Genomic DNA, 19,307 nt, shown 5'->3' on the forward strand with positions numbered 1-19,307 from the left:
TGACCTCCAAATGCAAAGTCATTAAAATCAATTCTTTGAATGTAAGGGCTATTTATGGATCGATGTAAACAACTGACAACGGCCAACTAACTACCGACAATCAAAAACCATTATCTAATTTAAACATAGCAATAACCGTTCGCCCGTAAGCTTTGGAAAATACGCAGTGTTCATGCGGTTCAAAGTCGTTGTCTTTACTATGTTCAAGGATAAACAAGCCGTCCTTATTCAGCCAGCTGTCGGAAAGGATAGTTTCTACCAACCCGGGGAAGTCGTAATAATCGTAGGGTGGATCAGCAAAAATGAAATCAAACCCACCGGGATTTGTTTCCAGGAACATCTCAACATCCATGGTATATGTTCGTACCTGGTCTTCAATATTGAATTGCCGGCTCACTTTTTCGATATGCTTAATGTGTTCGGGTTCCTCATCTACAAATGCGCAGGAATCTGCTCCGCGCGAAATGGCTTCCAGCCCTAAACTGCCTGATCCGGCGAAAAGATCAAGAACACGGGTTCCGTCAAAGTATGTGCGTGCATCAATTACGGAGAAGAGGGCTTCTTTGGCACGATCAGAGGTGGGACGCAATAAACCCGTTTTGGGAACCGGAATGTTTCTGCCTTTAAGTTTACCCGTTATAATTCTCATGGACTTCGGTTTTTTCCAAATCCCTGTTTAAACTCATCAATATGGCTGGAAATGCAGCTTCAAGCCTGAAACCGTATGTTTTTTCATCTGCATCTACTCCCATCTCAAGAAGTGTGTTCATATTTATCGTTTCACCGTGGTTATACCAGTACGACTGCAACCGATCCGCGACCTGGCTGCTGAAATATCCATAGAGATATGTTTTATCATGAATGCCATTCATCCATGATAAATTCCCTTCATAAAGATTCCAAAGATAAGGCAGGTCGGCAAACTCGTCATACTCAATATTGGTACATCCCCGAAGTTTACCAAGAATAAAGGATGTTATTGAAATGTAATTCTTTTGACAGTGGATCATCAGGAAAGATTCACTGCTGTTTGTATGAAGTTGCCAGTCCAGAGCAATTTCAAAATCAGTAACAATATCAATGGTTCGGAAAGACTCCAGCAGGTAGTTGAAACCCCGAAGTATTTGCGTATCTCTCAAAAGCAAAAGGCGATAATCGGGATTGCTCAGCGTATGCCAGATAACCTGGATATTTTGGCGTTCTGTGCCCTGCATAAGAAGTTTAATGTGGCCTTCGCGTTCAGATGCGTCTTCATAAACGGCACGGGGTACAACAGTCCAGCACTCTTCGGGAGCCGGAGCAAGAATTTTTGCAGTCTTGCATTGAAATTCTTCCCTTAACTCTTCAATCGAGCTTTTGAGGGCGGGAAAACCGGAAGGGTTGCCCGTAATGATTGTCTCTTCAATATCGAAGCTGAAATCAATACTGCCAATACGGGCCAAATGGCTGACTTGTCCGGGTGTATTTACAGAGTAGAAGAGGTGGTTATCTGTATAGCATACACCAAGACAAGAACCGCCGTGTTCCATGTTAGTTCCAATTTGGAGCGTTCCTTAGCGTGGTACGATCAAGGCTACCAATAGCGTCTTCAGAGTTTGGATTCTCTAAGAGGTAGAGTGTAGGTCTGATTGTATCGTTAAGTGTGTACTCAAATCGCGGATGTGGAGGTCTCGGTGAGTAAACGATTGAATCCGGATTGTAAGTTGCGGGCTCCATAAATGTAAACATTGAATCGCCACGGGCGGTCATCAATGAATCTGTTTTCAAAAATGATACAAGGCTATCCAGGCCACCATCGGTGGGTGGGAAATTCCCTCGCCGTCTTTCATACTGAACAAGTACATCACGAACCAACTCCATTCGATGGCGCTCACGCTCAACCATCTGTTCTTCTTCAATGACTCTTTGATAGGGCTCAACAAGTGATCGATATAAAAACCATGATAGAACTACAATAAGAACAGCTAAGACAATGGTTATGATGTTGTTTCGAGTTTTTAAATCCATGTGAAAAAATGTGTTGGTTTGCTGTAACGTAAATGAAATTTAGAAGAAGCAAAATAAATGCAGACAGTATGACATGCAACTTTCTAATCACCTGAGCGCAAAAGTTTACAATCATTTTGTCTGCAGTTCCTCTACAGGTAAAAGTAATGATAAAATTTCAATGAAGTAGCTGTGAAGTCCCCTATTTTTAAATTTTTTGTAGAAATCTATGTTAAGTTCGTTTTTCTCTAAAATTTGCAGTTGAAATTCTTTCCCGTAAAGCTCCTCAAGTTCTTCTGTAGATACGCTGAAGGGCGGTCCGTTCATCTCCTCCTGGCGGTAATGGTACATATGCTGAAGTATGATAGTTTTATCTGAAGTAAGTTCAAGAATTTTTTCAGCATAAAGTGTTCTCATCTTTGCGGGAAGTGCAACTAATGCAGCTCTGTCAAATACCAGATCAAGGGGAGGAAGTTTGTGTTTGGGGAGTTTAAAAAAATCGCCGTTCCAGATTTCGATATTTTGGATGCGGTAAATTTTGAAATCCGCAAATGTAGATATTTCTGCATCCAGTGAATTTTCAATAAGAAATTGTTCCACTGCGAGATTGGATATTTCTACACCTACAACTTTTTTACAATGCTCGGCCAGCCAAAGCAGGTCTTTACTTTTTCCACATAGCGGAACAAACGTGTTAGGGTTATTGCCCAGTGGGATTGAATCCCAATACTTTTCCAGGCCTGGGTATCCATCTTCCATGTGAAAACCGATCTTTCCTTTTTGCCATTTACTCTTCCAGTAACTCAATTCCATAGGTTGTGAGTTTTGATTCAATTTTTGCGACCTTTGGGTAATCAAATATATCAATATAAAAAAAGGTGAATTATGGAATCCGCTTTACAATGGGAAGTTGTGGGAAAAGTTGCTTTCGCTATTTTTTTAGGCGGTTTGATAGGATTAGAACGTGAATGGGCATCGAAACCGGCCGGGTTTCGAACTCATATGCTAATAGCCGGTGCATCCACCCTGTTTGTGATTCTTGGTGATATCATGATTCATCAGTTTGCCCAGCGTGCTATGCCAGAAATGCTGCAAACAGACCCGATTCGTATCATGGAAGCTATTATTACGGGAATCAGCTTCCTGGGTGCAGGTACAATCATATTCAAAGACCAGATCAATACGGTGGAAGGATTGACGACGGCCGCTTCGATCCTTTTTGTGGCCGGTATCGGGATAGCGGTGGCACTTAGTCTTTATACTCTCTCATTTCTGTTAACCGCAATGGTGATACTGGTACTGTTGGTTCTTGGATTTGTGCAAAACAGAATTGAGGGATATCATCAATAGTCAGCTCATAAAAACACTCAGAAGCAAAAAGCTTTCGGTTGAATCGTAAGATCCTTCGTCTCGCCATTCCGAACATCATCAGTAACCTTTCGGTGCCGTTATTAGGTGCCGTGGATACCGCTTTGGTAGGTCATCTGGAAGAGGTGTATTACCTCGGTGCCCTGGCTGTAGGAAGTGTTATTTTCAATTTTATATTCTGGGGATTCGGGTTTCTGCGAATGGGTACCACAGGGCTTACCGCACAGGAGTACGGCAGGAGAGATCGCGTAAAAATGATGATGATTCTTGCAAGAGTGCAGTTTTTGGCTCTTTTGATTGGCCTCGCAATTCTTCTGCTACAGTCTCCCATAGCTATGCTCAGCCTTTGGCTGATTGACAGTACACAGGAAGTGGCCGAGTATACCCGGGTCTATTATGATATTCGAATTTTAACAGCCCCGGGAGTTCTTGCTTTGTATGGAATCAATGGGTGGTTTTTGGGCATGCAAAATGCAAAATTCCCGATGATTATTACCATTGTCCTAAACATGTTGAACATAGCGTTTAATGTTTGGTTCATCTATGGACTTGGAATGCACGTTGATGGTGTTGCCTGGGGAACGCTTGTCTCAACATACCTGGCACTGTTACTCGCCATTTTTCTCTTTCTGAAGAGATACAAGAAACATCTAACGGATTACAAACAAGAGTTGTTGCTAAACGTGGAGGAGCTCAAGAAATACTTTTCTGTGAACCGGGATATTTTTATTCGTACCCTATGCCTCATCTTTGCTTTCTCGTTTTTTACAGCCGTTTCAGCCAAACAGGGTGATTTAATACTGGCAGCGAACACGATTTTGCTTCAACTCTGGTTTATTGTTTCATACGGAATCGACGGATTTGCATACGCTGCGGAAAGTTTGGTGGGAAGGTTTAAGGGCAGTCTTGAGGAAAATAAACTTACAAAAGCCGTCTGGTATAATATTGGTTGGGGCTTATTTCTCGGGGTGATGGGCTCGCTGGCCTACGCACTGTTCGGGAACCAGATACTCTACATATTTACAGATAAGGCTGATGTAATTGCCGTTGCAAAATCAGTTCTGTTTTGGACTATTTTAGCACCTCTGGTATCGAGTTTTTGCTACATTTTAGATGGCGTTTATATCGGGGCTACTGAAACCAAACCGATGCGGAATACGATGATCGTTGCTACATTTCTTGTATTTCTGCCCACATATTACGGTGCTACTTATCTTTTTGGAAAACACGGACTTTGGCTGGCGATGGTACTTTTTATGATTACAAGAGGAGTAGCATTAGGGGTATACCTCCCAAAAACTGTATTAGAAAAATAAGCTGCAGAAATATTTCTTTTCTAATATAGAATTAAATGGTAAAATCCGTATTGAAACTGTTATCACTAAGTCGGGGAATGACTGTGAAATCAAAAAAAGTGCTGCTGATGCGGCATGCTAAATCATCCTGGAATAATCCGGGGTTGAAAGATTTTGATCGTCCGCTTAATAAGCGGGGTAAACGAGATGCTCCCCGGATGGGGCAATATTTAAAAGAATTGGAGCTAATCCCCAATCAAATATTCAGCTCACCGGCAGAACGTGCGAAATCAACAATTCTTGAAGTTATTCGCGAGCTGGATTTGCCGGCCAGCCAAATAGCGTGGGACCAAAACCTCTATTTTAATGGTGTGAAATCATACTTGGATGTTATTAGGAGTGCAGACGACAGTTTCGGCATTATAATGACCGTTGGCCATAACCCTATGACAGAAGATGCAATTTTAACTTTGTCGAACCACTCGACAAGGAAAGCAATTAAAACCGCCACTATCGCCTGCTTTGAATTTGCAGTGGACTCCTGGGAAAATGTTGAACCGAATCCGGACGCACTCAAATGGGTTGTTGGACCCAAGGATTTGAAGTAGCAGTTCAACCAAAGTGAAGTGAAATGGAATCTGTATCCACTATAATCTGTGGATGCGGTAGGATTCTTCTAAAATTTTAGTTGTATATCTCTCCCCAAAATATTTTTATATTCAAGCACTCAATCTAAAAGAGAATAAATCCATGATTTACAAACAGAAATTCTATTACCTAACGAAAACTCCTTTAAGTGCAGAAGGCCCCGAAGATGTTGAGATTATTGACCGGGCTGATGATAGCGGTCAGTTCCCGGATCTTTTCCAGGAGTACGAAGAGCTTCGGTCGCATGCATTTAATGAAGATGACCTGTATAGCATTGTACGGGCTGATGATATTTACGACCTGATCCGAACGGGCACAGAAGATGAGGCAAAAGAATTAGCTTTTGAAAACGCCGAATCCGATATCATAACGAATTTACAGCATCGCGTGGCACAGAAGAACGATAAAGACGCTGCAGCTATTCTCAAGGAAGTTCACCAGATTGAGGGTTGAAAATTTAATTGGGTATAACGAAACCTGACGGGTTTTTTACTGACTGTTAGTTAAAAATCTGACAGGTTTCCCAATTAGCATATAAAATTACAAAAGCTTTCTAACCCAATCGGTGCAGGCTTTAATTCCCCTCATATTTTGTGGTAAGTACCGTTATATCATCAGACTGAGGTGCGCTGCCGGCAAATTTCATCACTTCAAGAAAAAGTCCCTTCACAAGCGGGTTTAATTTCTTGTCGGCTGATTTTTCGAGGTATTCAATAACCCGTTCTTCATCAAAAAAGCCGCCGCTGTCGTTTTCTGCTTCTGTTACACCATCTGTGAATGTAACGATGGAGTCGCCGGGTTCTAACTTCACGGTTGACATATCGTACTCGGCACCTTCAAATTTTCCGAGGAGCAATCCACCCACATCACTTAATTCCTTCACATTACCATCTTTGGAAAGCAGATATGGTAAATTGTGTCCGCCATTACAGTAACTGAGCTCCCCTTTTTTAAGGTCAATGATACCGTAAAATACAGTAACAAACGTTGTGATGTCACTTTCGGGAATCAGCATATTATTTACTTTTGTGATGCACTCGGCCGGGTTTAAAACTTCCGAGCCAATTGATTTCAGCATCGTTCGGCAAACAGCCATATAGATTGCAGCGGGCATTCCCTTTCCGGAAACATCCCCGATAAAGAATACGAACTTATCGTCATCCACTTTAAAGAAGTCATAAAAATCGCCACCAACATGTTTGGCCGCAATCATGTGGGCATACACATCGAAGCGCTCATCTTCTTCATAAACAGGAAAATCTTGCTTTAAAATCTTTTGCTGAATTCGTGCGGCCATATCAAGGTCGTAATTTAACGAGCTGAGCTGCTCTTCCATCTCCATAGTATTCTGGATACGGGCAATCTCTTTCAGCGTTTTCTCGATGGTAGTTTCCAGGTCGTTAAAGTCTATGGGCTTGGTTACAAAATCGTATGCCCCGCGGTTCATGGCCGTGCGAATATTTTCCATATCGCCATAAGCCGACACCATAATCGCTTTCAGGTCGTTCCGTTGGAGATCCTGAAGTTCGTCGAGCAGCGTCAGGCCGTCCATCTTCGGCATATTGATATCGCTTAAGATCAGGGAAATGGTACTGTTTTCAGAGATTTTATCCAGTGCATCTCGTCCGTTTTCTGCAAATAAAAACTCATATTCTTTAGAACGAACTTTATGTCTGAATTTTTGCATCATCAGCATCTGAAGATCTGGTTCGTCATCAACTACCAGGATTTTATGGCCAGAATTATTCATTTTTTTACTCCGTTTCTTGGTTCAGCATATTATAGATTTCAGATCGCAGCGACTCAAAATCAATAGGTTTTGTAAAAAATTCCTTTGCACCAGATTCAATTGCTTTGTTGTAGTTTTCATTATCACCATAAGCCGAAATCATACTCACATTGATTTCAGGATACTCAGATTTGATCTTTTCAAGCAGTTCAATTCCGGTCATTCCCGGCATGTTAATATCAGAAAATACATAAACTACATCCGGTGGATTTGAACTGTTCAAAACCGAAAGAGCCTCTTCACCTGAAAAAGCAAAAATAAGTTCGATCTCACCCTTGCGAATTTCTTTACGAAATTTCTGCCGAAATAACATTTCAACATCTTTTTCATCATCAACAACTAAGAATTTCATATATATCTTGATTATTTACTTTGGTATGGAATTTTTACGAAAAAGCGTGTGAATGAATCCGGTTCGGTTTCCACGTCCATTTGTCCCCCATGACCTTTCACAATATCATTTGTGATAGAAAGGCCTAAACCGGTGCCTTCTTTCCCTTTTTTTGTTGTAAAAAACGGCTGTAAAATTTTGTCTTTCAATTCAGGCGGAATGCCGGGTCCGTTATCTTCAATTTTAATGTTCAGGTAACGGTCGTTATGTTCAGTGCTAACCTTTAGTTCTGGTGTATAAGAATCACCACTTCCAGAACTGTTATCAGCATTTTGAAGCTTTTCGCGCATTGCATCAAACGCATTATTGCAAAGATTCAAAATCACCCTGCTGAAATCTTCTGCAATTAACGGAATTTCTTTTGCATTTTCATCTAAATTGAGGTTAATATCAACATTTATGGGATTTTTACTTGCACGCATTCCATGAAATGAGAGATTAACATATTCCTTAATTAGAGCATTCATATCTGTGGGTTCTACTTTGCCGCTGCCTCCACGAGAATGTTGCAACATCGATTTTACAATACCGTCGGCCCGAGTGCCATGTTCGTGAATTTTTTTAAGGTTCATCTCTACGTCATCAAGGATTTCCACGGCTAAATCCATGGCGTCCCCGGGAAGAGTCGTATCGCGATACGCCCTTACGGTTTCGAGCTCGTCACGTATTTCTTGCAATAGTTCCACAGACAAATCCGAAAAATTATTCACAAAGTTCAATGGATTTTTGATCTCGTGAGCAATGCCCGCGGTAAGCTGCCCCAATGAAGCTAATTTTTCTTGTTGAACCAGTTGTTCCTGGGCGGCTTTCAAGTCGTTTAGAGCTGATCTGAGTTTTTCATACGACTCGGCGTTCTGCATGGCCACACCCACGTTCGCGGCAATTGTTGTTAGAAGCCGCTGATCGTTTACATTAAATCTGTTTTCCTGCTCCGTACTTTGAACACTAATTACACCTGTGGGCTTGTCTCCTATTGAGATGGGGACACCGAGATACGATGAGGTAGCTTTCCCTATCTGTTTAGCCTGCAGCTGGTCCTGAATCTCCTCAATATCCTTGTTAATCAGAAGAGGTTTATTCGATTTTATAATTTTCTCAGTAAATCCATCTCCAAATTTACGCGGCTCAGATTTGTCACCATATTCAAACGGGAAGTGAATCATATCTGTTTCCCGGTTATGCAGGGCCACATAGACGATATCGGCCTTGAATGTTTCTTTCATCAATTCACCAACGAGATTGATCAGGGCGTCAAATTCAAGCTGAGAGACCAGTGCCTGACTGATTCTATTGACGGTTTGAAGCTCCGTTGCACGCTGTTCAGTTTCAGCGAGCAGCCGTGCAGTTTCATTAAAAAGCCTGGCGTTTTCAATCGCTACACTCATACTGTTTGTGAGTGTGGTTATCAGTTGGAGATCACTTTCAGTAAAGGCGTGTTCCTCTTCTACATTTTGCAGGCTTACTGAACCCACAACGGTCTCTCCTACAATCATCGGAACAAAAAGCGCTGATTTTGGCGCCAGGCCTTTTGTGGCCGGTGCTTCACCATGTTTTGCAGCCCAACCTGCGAAATCTTCATTGATGAGTAAATGCTCTTTATTATCGATCAAAATTTTATTGGCAAAAATAAATGGTTGCGGATCAACTGTAATCTCTTCTCCATTTTCTACTGCATATTGCCAATATTCGAGGCCGGTATCGTGATCGAACGTCCGAATAATCATCGTTTGTGTATCCAGAACATCGCAAATCTTTTCTCCCACCAGTTTGTAGATTGCCCCCATATCCATTTCGCGGACGAGTCCATCCTGTACGCTGTTTATCACCGCCAACTCAGCATTTCGCTGTTCTGTTTCAGCAAGGAGCCTTGTGGTTTCGTTGAACAGTCGTGCATTCTCTATCGCCACACTCATACTGTTGATGAGAGTTCCGAGAAGGCGAATATCTGAATTACTAAAGGCTCGCTCCTTATCCAGGTTTTGGAGTGTTACATAACCCCGGACTTTATCACCAATTTTCATGGGTACAAACAGTGCCGATTTTGGCATCTCTGTACCGGGTAATGCTTCTGGCTCTTTTTCCAGGATGGCCGCTACATCAGTAAGCAGATTTTCATTAAAAATCAGCATCTTTTTCTTGCTGATCAGTAATTTTCGAACCTTATCGAGGGGCTTGGGATCATGATACATTCGTTTTCCATCCTCAAAAGAGTATTGAAAGAGCTCCATCTCTCTTTTACTATCAAACGTACTGATTCCAACAACCTGCGCGTCAAACAGCTCTCGAATACGATCACCCACCAAATCATAAATCCCTTGCATATCCATTTCAGCCACAAGTCCTTGCTGAACGCTGTTAATCACAGCCAGTTCTGCATTTCGTTGCTCAGTCTCATTAAAGAGTCGGGCATTTTCGAGTGCTACACTCATACTGTTAGCGAGAGTACTAAGCAGGCGAACATCCGATACAGGGAAGGCTTGCTCGCGATCTAAGTTTTGAAGACTTACATATCCTCGTACAGAATCGCCAATTACCAACGGAACAAATAAAACGGATTTTGGAAGGTCGGTTCCTGGAACGGCTTCGGGTTTAATTCCCAATATTTCTTGTGCCCGGTCCGGAAATTTTTCATTGATTAAAATCATCTCCTTTGTTTTAATCAATCGTTTTCTAAAGTTGTCAAGCGGCCTGGGGTCCGGATATAGTCGTTCTCCGTCCTCATATTGGTACTGAAAAATCTCTTTTCCACTATCGTGGTCAAATGTACAAATCATAGCAACTTGTGCATCAAAAAGATCACGTATTCGGTCTCCAACCAAATCATAGATGCTTTGCAGATCCATCTCGGCCACAAGTCCTTGCTGAACGCTATTAATCACAGCCAGTTCTGCATTTCGTTGCTCAGTCTCGTTAAAGAGTCGGGCATTTTCGAGTGCTACACTCATACTGTTAGCAAGTGTACTGAGCAATCGGACATCAGAATCACTAAAAGCAAATTCAATATCAACATTTTGGAGACTAACATATCCGCGAACAGAATCACCGATGATCAAGGGAACAAATAATGCCGATTTTGGCAATCGGGTACCCGGGACAGCTTCTGGCTTAAACCCTAAAATTTCCTCTGCTTTTTCAGGAAAGCTTTCGTTGATAATAATGAGCTCTTTTGTGTCGATAAGCTGCTTTCGAAAATTGTCAATAGGTCTTGGTTCCGGATAAAAGCGTTCACCATTCTCAAAATTATATTGAAAATGTTCTTCAGATTTTTCGTGATCAAACGTACATATTGTGACACTTTGAGCATCAAACAAATTCCTTATTCGATCTCCAACAAGATCGTAAATGCTCTGCAGATCCATTTCGGCTACCAATCCCTCCTGAACGCTATTGATCACAGCCAGTTCTGCATTTCGTTGTTCTGTTTCATTGAACAGACGGGCATTTTCCAGGGCTACACTCATACTGTTTGAAAGTGTGCTGAGCAGGCGTACGTCGGAATCGGAAAATGCATTTTCATGATCTAAATTCTGAAGGCTCACACACCCCCGGATTTCATCCCCAACGATTAATGGTACAAATACCAGGGATTTTGGCAGCCGGGTGCCGGGAACTGTATTTTTTCCCTCTCCCGTAATTTTAAAGATTGTTTCATCTGCATCTTCATTGACAAGTAAAAGTTTTTTGTTGTCAATCAACCACTGTCGAATTTTATCGAGTGGTCTGGGCTCTGGATATAAACGTTCCCCATCTTCATACAAATATTGAAAATGCTCTGTTGAGGAGTCAAGATCAAAGGTATAAATACCCGTAACCTGCGCGTCAAATAGATTTCGCAAACGATTCCCAACCAAGTCATATATCCCCTGCATATCCATCTCGGCAACCAGGCCCTGCTGTACACTGTTGATGACGGCGAGTTCAGCATTACGCTGTTCGGTTTCGTTAAACAGACGGGCATTTTCCAGCGCCATACTTACGCTGTTTGCCATCGTATTAAGCAGGCGCACATCTGAATCACTAAATGCATGTTCGCGATCAAGATTTTGTAATGTGATATACCCGAACACGTTCTCGCCGGATGCCATGGGTACGTAAAGAGCAGATTTCGTAGGTTTTGTGCCTTCGGCTACAGTCGGTTCTTCTCCGGTAATTTCCCGCCAGGCATCATCGGCATCTTCATTAATAAGGATCAATTTCCCGGTTTCAATTAAACGCCTGCGAAGGTTATCGATCGGGCGTACAGGTATGTCATGGAGTTGGTCATCCTCATAGAGATAGTGAAATTGCTCTGTGTTTTGGTCGTGATCGAATGTACAAATACCAACAACCTGGGCATCAAATAGATTACGGACTTTTTCACCCAGCAGATCATAGATCTCCTGCATCTCTTTTTTTGCAAGAATACCTTCTTGAACACTATTTACAACAGCGATTTCAGCTTCGCGCTGTTCCAGTTTTTGTGATAATTCCGACTTTCCTGCCATATGCTTTACATCTTATGAATTGTTGAGAGTAACTGCCATGATGGTCCCATCTTTTTTTGTGAGAATATCAAGAACGCCTCCGTGTGCTTTGATAATATCGTTGGTGATCGACAATCCCAAACCTGTTCCTTCGGTACCTTTTTTGGTCGTAAAAAAGGGTTGAAGAACCTTGTCTTTCATCTCATCCGGAATACCCGGCCCGTTATCTTCAATTTCGATGATGATGGTTGAACCTTTTTGTCGTGTTCGAACGGTTAATTTCGGTTCATATTTTTGAGGAGTATTATCTGATAGCTGTAGTCCCGACTGCTGTCGGGATGTCAGCTTGTCTCTCATCGCGTCGAAGGCATTGTTGCAAAGGTTTAATACTACCCTTGAGAAATCCTCAGAAATGAGTGGCACCGTTTCAATCTCGTCATCCAGTTCCAGGTTTATATCTACATTAATGGGGTCCTTCCCGGCCCGCATTCCATGAAAAGCCAGGTTTACATACTCGTTTATTAGTGCATTCAGATCAGTGTTTTCTTTAATACCGCTTCCTCCGCGAGAATGCAATAACATCGATTTAACAATGCTATCGGCGCGTGAACCGTGTTCATAGATTTTTTTAAGATTGGATTCGATGTCGTCCAAGATAGCGGTCAGCTGATGACTGTCAGCTGTTAGAATCTCATTCACTTCATCCCTTGCTTCTTCCACCAACTCAATGCTTAAATCCGAAAAGTTATTTACAAAATTCAACGGGTTTTTGATTTCATGCGCGATCCCCGCTGTAAGTTGACCCAGCGACGCCAGCTTCTCTTGTTGAACAAGCTGATTCTGAGTAGTTTTCAGTTCACTTAATGTTGCATTTAGCTGGCGGTAAGCCGATGCGTTGTCCAGGGCAATAGCTGCATAGGTTGCAAGGTTCCGAAGCAGGTTGATGTGATATTCGGTATATGCGTTTTTCTTGAAGCTCTGCGTAGTTATCACACCAATTACATTTCCTTGTTGTATCAAAGGCAGATAGATAACTGAATCGGAAAACTCTCCCTCAACAGGCTGTTTATATTCTTCAACATATTTGGTGTACTCATTTGCAAAATCGCCAATAATAATCTCTTTCTTGTTTTTAAAACACCAAACAGCAATTCTTGATTCTTCATCCAGACTGTAAGAATAGGGTGGAAGCATCTCTCCTTTTTCTTTTGTAGCCGGAAATTCGAGTCGTTTATTTTGACCATTGTAGATGCCCACTCCAAAAATTGCAGCATCCATCAAAGCGTTTACATTTTCATATACCGTTTCAATAATTTTATCAACCGAGAGGGTAGATGTAATGGTTTGCCCGATTTTACTAAGCTGTTCCGTATCGGATCTTCTCTTGTTTTCGGCTTCGGCTCTGAGCTCAGCTTCACGCAGTGCGGCACGTTCCTGTTCCTTAATACTGAGCCGTTTACGCTGAAACCGATCGACCCCGAAAACCGAAAGTCCGAGCATTCCCGCAAACAGTAAATAGGCCCACCAGGTTTGATACCAGGGTGGAAGAATAGAGAGGCCGATGGACGCCCCTTGCTCGTTCCATACTCCATCCGAATTGGCTGCTTTTACTTTGAACGTATAATCGCCCGGAGATAGATTGGTATAGGTTGCCGAACGGTCGGTATTAGCGTCCACCCAATCCTGATCGTATCCCTCCAACTGATACTGATATTGGTTTCTGTTTGAATTCGAGTAATGCAGTGCTACATAATTAATGGTAATTTCATTCTGATTGTGTCTAAGCGTAATTCTTTCCGTCTTGGAAAGAGCATCTTGCAGGGGAGAATTGGGCCCAATTTCCAGGGACTTATTGAAAATCTTAAAATCGGCGATTGCAACCTGGGGTGGATTCTCGTTGATTTTAAGTTGACCGGGAACAAAGGCTGTAACTCCTTTTGAACTGCCGAAATACAGAGCACCGCTTTTACTTTTGAAGTAGGCATTTTGATTGTATTCAAGCGCAATCAAGCCGTCATCTAAACCATAGTTTCGAATAGCGAAGGTTCCAGGATCAAAATTTGTAATGCCGCCATTTGAGCTCATCCAAAGGGTGCCGTTTTCATCCATTAGTAACCCATAGATATGATTGTCAGCCAAACCATCTTCTTTAGTAAAATGTGTGGCGGTATTTGTTTTGGTATCGAATCGGTTCAGGCCGGAGCTTTGAGTTGCGATCCATAAAATTGATGGGTCAGAATCTTGGGGAACCACACCAAAAATAACATCATCACTTATTGATGTTGTGTCTGATGGATTATAGGAAAAAACTTCGGAGGTTTTCGTCATTATATCGTATCGAACCAGGCCATCAGCAGTACCGAGCCATATGAGTTGGTTTTCGACGTCTTCATAGATATCAAGCACAATCGGCTCAAACTCCCATCCCTCAGGGGCCACGTTGATCTTTGTAAATGTTCCCGTTTCAGTATCAAATAGGTCCAGCCCGCCAACATTTGCAAGCCACAATTTATTGGCGTCGCTAAGGGTTGGTTGCATATCAAATATATTATTCTTTCGCCCTTCATCCTGCTGAAACCGGGTAACAGCACCCGTCTCACGATCCAAACGGCTTAAACCTACATTTCCTGCCACCCAAAAGCCGCCGTTCTCGTCTTCAGCAAATCTCCAATAAAGGCCGGGCAGAAGTGTATTTGCATTATCGGGATCAAATTGATGGTACTTTACGATTCTTCTCTCAGGATTATACTGGGTAAGGTAACGAGTAGATGGCCCGGCATCTGTTCCAATCCAAAGAGTTCCGTTTTGATCTTCATAAATTCCCCAAACAATACCGGGAGCCAGGCTTTCAGAGTCCTCAGGGTCATGTCTCAGATGTGAAAAGTTTACAGCACCCGGATTAAAAGTACTAACTCCTTCCGCGGTATAACCAACCCAGATTGTACCCGAACGATCTGCATATATAGATTGTGAGTAATCTTCAGCAAGGCTATTGGGATCTCTGGGATCGTGCCGATACGTTGTGAACTCCTCCGTTCGTACATCAAAACGGGCAACTCCTGTTCCGGGCCCGGTAACCCAAAATACACCTTTCAAATTAGGATCGGGGACAACTGCATGGATTAAGTTTAGGGGGTTCACATTATCTGCGTCGTTGGGTTCAATCAGAAAGCGTTCATAATCTCCTGTATTGCTGTCGAAACGAAGCAGTCCATTACCTGTAGAAACCCAATGTATGCCGGGCTCATCCGGAGAATGGTGTATACCCAACACATTACTTGGTTCCCCGTATCTTTCCGGGGCATCCGGATCGAAGAGAAAGCGAGTGATTTCGTCGGTCTCGGGGTTGATTCGGTTCAAACCGTTTACACTTCCGATCCAAATATTCCCTTCAGGGTCTTCATCAATGAAAAATAGATTATTGCTTGTGATTGTTGATGAATCCTCATGATCATGGCGGAAATGCTGAAAATGTCCGTCATTATCTGCTTGCATTCGGTTCAGCCCTTCACTCTCTGTGGTAACCCATAAATCACCGGAGCTATCTTCATAAACAAATCGGGTCCAATTGCTTGAGATAGTCGTCGAATCATCCGGGTTGTGCATATAATGTTTGAATGTACCTGTAGCCCTGTCCATCCGGTTCAAACCGCTTGAATTTGTTGCCACCCATAAATCACCGTTCTCGGATTCATCTACCTGCCAAACCCATCCCTCTGAGAGAGATGTTGAATCAAAGGCTGTGTATTCATAGACTTTAAATTCATAGCCGTCATACCTGTGGAGCCCGCTTTGGGTGCTGATCCAGATATATCCCTGGCTGTCTTGTGTAATGAAATTCGCACTTCCCTGGGCAAGACCATCACCCACTTTCAGATGTTCAAATCGAAGGGTAGGAGCTTCTGTGGAAAGCAATGATGTTGGTGCATTTTCACCTTGCGCAGAAAGGATATCCAAACCTACTACAAGTGTAAAGAATAGAACAACAGACAAAAGTCTGAATACTTGTGATTTCTTCACATGATGGGCCCTTGCGATGTATTGGTTTAATAATTTGTTATTTGATGTATGGCTCATAGATCATCCAGTGTATGAGATATGGATATTAAACCTGGTTCCGGTACTTTCATCTGAATATACTTCTAAATTTCCACCATGTGCTTTAATTATATCATTAGTGATGGAAAGTCCCAGCCCGGTGCCAGCGGTTCCTTTCTTTGTTGTGAAAAAAGGCTGCAGGATTTTGTCTTTGATATCATCCGGAATTCCCGGCCCGTTGTCCTGGATTTCGATGGTTACGGTGTTGCCTGATTTATGGGTACGGATGGTGAGTTTAGGTTGGTAGCCCTCCAACCCTCCAGGGGTTTGGAACCCTTGGAGGGTTTTCTCACGCATCGCATCAAACGCATTATTGCACAAATTCAAAATCACCCGGCTAAAGTCTTCAGCAACCAGAGGGATTTCACCAACATCTTTATCCAATTGCAAATCGATATCCACATTAATCGGTTCTTTGCTTGCACGCATACCGTGGAAAGCCAGGTTCACATATTCTTTAATCACAGCATTCAGATCGGTCTGTTCCAACTTCCCATCACCACCGCGTGAATGCTGCAGCATCGATTTTACAATTCCATCTGCACGTTTTCCATGTTCATATATCTTGTCGAGGTTCATTCCAACATCGCCAAGTGTATCAATCAAATCCGGGTTTTCAATGCCATGTGATGAAAAAATCTCTTTGAGCTCTGTTTGTATCTCCTCGATCAGTTCTATGCTGAGATCAGAAAAGTTTGTGACAAAATTCAGTGGGTTTTTGATCTCGTGGGCAATCCCAGCTGTAAGCTGTCCGAGGCTCGCCAGTTTTTCCTGTTGAACAAGCTGTTCCTGGGCATCTTTTAAATCATTCAGTGCGGAGCGCATTTTTTGATAAGCTTCAGCATTTTGCATGGCTACGCTCACATTTGCGGCAATTGTATTCAGAAGTCGCAAATCAGTCTCGTTGAATCGATTTTCCTCTTCCGTGCTTTGAACGCTGATAACACCAATGGGCTCTTTCCCAATCAGAACGGGGACTCCCAGGAAGGAGGATGTAACCCGGCCAATCTGTTTTGCTTTTAACTGGGCACGAATATCTGCAATATCTTTATTGATGAGAAGAGGTTCATTATTAGTGATGATCCGTTCCGTGAATCCATTTCCAAATTTACGAGGTTCGTTTTTATCCCCATATTCAAAGGGAAAATGGATCATATCTGATTTCTTGTCATACAAAGCCACATATACAATATCGGCACGAAATGTCTCTCTCATCAGTTCACCTACAAGCTTGATGAGGGCATCAAATTCAAGTTGTGAGACAAGCGCCTGGCTAATTCTGTTTACGGTTTGAAGCTCGGTGGCACGCTGTTCGGTAATGCCGAGCAGCCGAGTGGTTTCATTAAAAAGCCGGGCATTTTCGAGAGCCACACTCATACTGTTGGCAAGAGTACTCAGCAATCGTACATCAGATTCACTAAAAGCATGCTCGCGGTCGAGGTTTTGCAGGCTTACGTATCCGCGGACTTCATCTCCTACAACCATCGGCACAAAGAGAATCGATTTTGGCATGACCGTACCGGGAATGGCTTTTACCTTGCTTCCGGTAATTTCCTCTGTTTTTTCAAGTAGGCCTTCATTAATAAACAATAACCTTTTCGTTTTTACGAGATGCTCCCGGAGTTTATCCAGTGGACGAGATTCCGGATAGATGCGGCCCCCATCCTCATAGAAGTACTGGAAGTGCTCAATATTCTTCTCATTATCGATGGTATTAATTCCCACCACCTGGGCATCAAAAAGGTTACGAATACGATCTCCCACGAGGTCATAAATTCCCTGCATATCCATCTCAGCCACAAGACCCTGCTGCACGCTGTTAATTACCGCCAGTTCTGCATTTCGCTGTTCGGTTTCGTTAAACAGGCGAGCGTTTTCAAGAGCTACACTCATACTGTTTGAAAGTGTACTCAGCAGTCGGATGTCTGATAAGCTGAATGCATGCTCTTTATCGAGATTCTGGAGTGTAACATATCCTCTGACGGTATCGCCAACTTTTAAAGGCACATAAACCATGGATTTGGGCATGATTGTGCCGGGGACAATTTTCGGTGCTTCTCCAGTAATATTTGTTACGGCCTGGATGGAATCCTCGGGGATGGAGATCAATTTTTGGGTGTTAATCAAACGCCGGCGCACTTTATCATACGGCCTGGGATCGGGGTAGACCCGCTTTCCATTTTCAAAAAGATATTGGAAAAACTCTGTTTCGTCTTCCTGGTTAAACATTGAAATTCCAACCACTTGTGCATCAAACAGGTCGCGAATACGATCTCCTACCAGGTCATAGATCCCCTGCATATCCATCTCCGCTACCAGCCCCTGCTGCACGCTGTTGATCACGGCGAGCTCGGCATTACGCTGTTCGGTTTCATTAAAAAGGCGTGCATTTTCAAGAGCAATGCTAATACTGTTCGCGAGAGTCATTAAAAGCTGAACATCGGAATCCCGGAAGGCCTGTTCTCTGTCCAGGTTTTGCAAGCTCAGGCAGCCCGTTACAATTTCATCCACAACCAGCGGAACAAAAAGAAGTGATTTTGGATATCTTGTGCCCGGTACGGGTGTAATGGCTTCTCCTGTAATCTTTTCGATGTTCTTATTGGCATTTTCATTGATCAAAAGTGTATCTGCTTTCTTTATGATCCACTTTCTGATTTTATTGAGTGGTCGGGATTCGGGGTAGAGTCGTTCCCCGTCTTCAAACAGGTATTGGAAATGTTCAAGGTCGGTATCATGGTCGAAGGTGTAGATGCCGGTAACCTGGGCATCAAACAGTTCTCTGAGCCGTTCCCCAATCAGCTCATAAATTTCCTGCATATCCTTTTTTTCAAGCAGTCCTTCCTGTACCCGACTTATAAGATCCAGCTCAGCTTCTCGCTGTTTCAGTTTTACATCTGCATTAATTTTATTTTTCATATTTCGTAAATAATGATTCGGAAGCTGAGTTTTTCAGGGATGGCATTACCATCACTCATTCATCTTCATCTGTTTTTGGCTGATAATTGAATTGTAAATTTGGTAAAGTTTTCCTGATCGGATTCTATTTCAAGAGCTCCGCCATGAGCTTTGACGATATCATTTGTAATACTTAGCCCTAACCCCGTACCTGCGGTCCCTTTTTTGGTTGTAAAAAAAGGCTGCAGGATTTTGTCTTTGATCTCCTCGGGGATGCCGGGCCCGTTGTCCTGGATTTCGATGGTGACGGTTTGATCGGTTTGGTGAGTACGTACCGTTAGTTTGGGTTCATAACCTTCCATCGAGGACACCCC

General features: G+C 42.8%; 14 protein-coding genes. 4 read left to right on the forward strand and 10 right to left on the reverse strand.

The features are described 5' to 3' along the window. Positions 1 to 100: 100 nt before the first annotated feature. The 4 genes from rsmD to tmpT form a co-directional block, all read right to left on the reverse strand. Positions 101 to 649 carry a 16S rRNA (guanine(966)-N(2))-methyltransferase RsmD gene (gene rsmD, locus L6773_RS13620; protein WP_237854985.1) on the reverse strand — a complete coding sequence of 183 codons (549 nt, stop codon included), beginning with the start codon at positions 647 to 649 and terminating at the stop codon, positions 101 to 103. Next, a complete protein-coding gene (locus L6773_RS13625) occupies positions 630 to 1,529 on the reverse strand; it encodes a hypothetical protein (protein WP_237854986.1) in 900 nt (299 codons plus the stop codon). The genes rsmD and L6773_RS13625 overlap by 20 nt, the downstream gene beginning before the upstream one ends. A gap of 1 nt (position 1,530) precedes the next feature. After that, complete coding sequence (locus L6773_RS13630) at positions 1,531 to 2,007, reverse strand: hypothetical protein (RefSeq protein ID WP_237854987.1); 477 nt, start codon at positions 2,005 to 2,007, stop codon at positions 1,531 to 1,533. Between the two features lie 111 nt (positions 2,008 to 2,118). After that, complete coding sequence (tmpT, locus tag L6773_RS13635; protein WP_237854988.1) at positions 2,119 to 2,799, reverse strand: thiopurine S-methyltransferase; 681 nt, start codon at positions 2,797 to 2,799, stop codon at positions 2,119 to 2,121. 72 nt (positions 2,800 to 2,871) lie between these two features. On the opposite strand from tmpT, the gene L6773_RS13640 reads away from it, so the two are divergent. The 4 genes from L6773_RS13640 to L6773_RS13655 all read left to right on the forward strand — a co-directional run bounded on the left by L6773_RS13640 (position 2,872) and on the right by L6773_RS13655 (position 5,750). Next, on the forward strand, positions 2,872 to 3,336 hold the full coding sequence (locus L6773_RS13640) for an MgtC/SapB family protein (protein WP_237854989.1): 465 nt from the start codon (positions 2,872 to 2,874) through the stop codon (positions 3,334 to 3,336). Positions 3,337 to 3,374: 38 nt separating this feature from the next. Continuing rightward, entirely contained in the window at positions 3,375 to 4,670 is a 1,296-nt protein-coding gene (locus tag L6773_RS13645) for an MATE family efflux transporter (protein ID WP_237854990.1), read from the forward strand. An 83-nt stretch (positions 4,671 to 4,753) separates the two neighbouring features. Then, entirely contained in the window at positions 4,754 to 5,257 is a 504-nt protein-coding gene (locus tag L6773_RS13650) for a SixA phosphatase family protein (RefSeq protein WP_237854991.1), read from the forward strand. A 142-nt stretch (positions 5,258 to 5,399) separates the two neighbouring features. Beyond that, positions 5,400 to 5,750, forward strand: a complete 351-nt coding sequence (locus L6773_RS13655) for a hypothetical protein (protein WP_237854992.1) — start codon at positions 5,400 to 5,402, stop codon at positions 5,748 to 5,750. A gap of 121 nt (positions 5,751 to 5,871) precedes the next feature. On the opposite strand, the gene L6773_RS13660 is transcribed toward L6773_RS13655, so the two are convergent. The 6 genes from L6773_RS13660 to L6773_RS13685 all read right to left on the reverse strand — a co-directional run. Further along, positions 5,872 to 7,047, reverse strand: coding sequence for a SpoIIE family protein phosphatase (locus tag L6773_RS13660; RefSeq protein WP_237854993.1), 1,176 nt, complete (start codon positions 7,045 to 7,047; stop codon positions 5,872 to 5,874). A gap of 4 nt (positions 7,048 to 7,051) precedes the next feature. Beyond that, a complete protein-coding gene (locus L6773_RS13665) occupies positions 7,052 to 7,438 on the reverse strand; it encodes a response regulator (RefSeq protein ID WP_237854994.1) in 387 nt (128 codons plus the stop codon). 11 nt (positions 7,439 to 7,449) lie between these two features. Continuing rightward, a complete protein-coding gene (locus L6773_RS13670; RefSeq protein WP_237854995.1) occupies positions 7,450 to 11,961 on the reverse strand; it encodes a GAF domain-containing sensor histidine kinase in 4,512 nt (1,503 codons plus the stop codon). A 12-nt stretch (positions 11,962 to 11,973) separates the two neighbouring features. After that, a complete protein-coding gene (locus L6773_RS13675; protein WP_237854996.1) occupies positions 11,974 to 16,017 on the reverse strand; it encodes a two-component regulator propeller domain-containing protein in 4,044 nt (1,347 codons plus the stop codon). Positions 16,018 to 16,020: 3 nt separating this feature from the next. Further along, positions 16,021 to 18,954, reverse strand: a complete 2,934-nt coding sequence (locus tag L6773_RS13680) for a GAF domain-containing protein (protein WP_237854997.1) — start codon at positions 18,952 to 18,954, stop codon at positions 16,021 to 16,023. A gap of 65 nt (positions 18,955 to 19,019) precedes the next feature. Then, positions 19,020 to 19,307 (reverse strand): sensor histidine kinase (locus L6773_RS13685; protein ID WP_237854998.1); only part of this gene is annotated, 288 nt, incomplete at its 5' end.

Origin of the sequence: Rhodohalobacter sulfatireducens (assembly GCF_022012475.1) — a bacterium.
Classification (GTDB): domain Bacteria; phylum Bacteroidota; class Rhodothermia; order Balneolales; family Balneolaceae; genus Rhodohalobacter; species Rhodohalobacter sulfatireducens.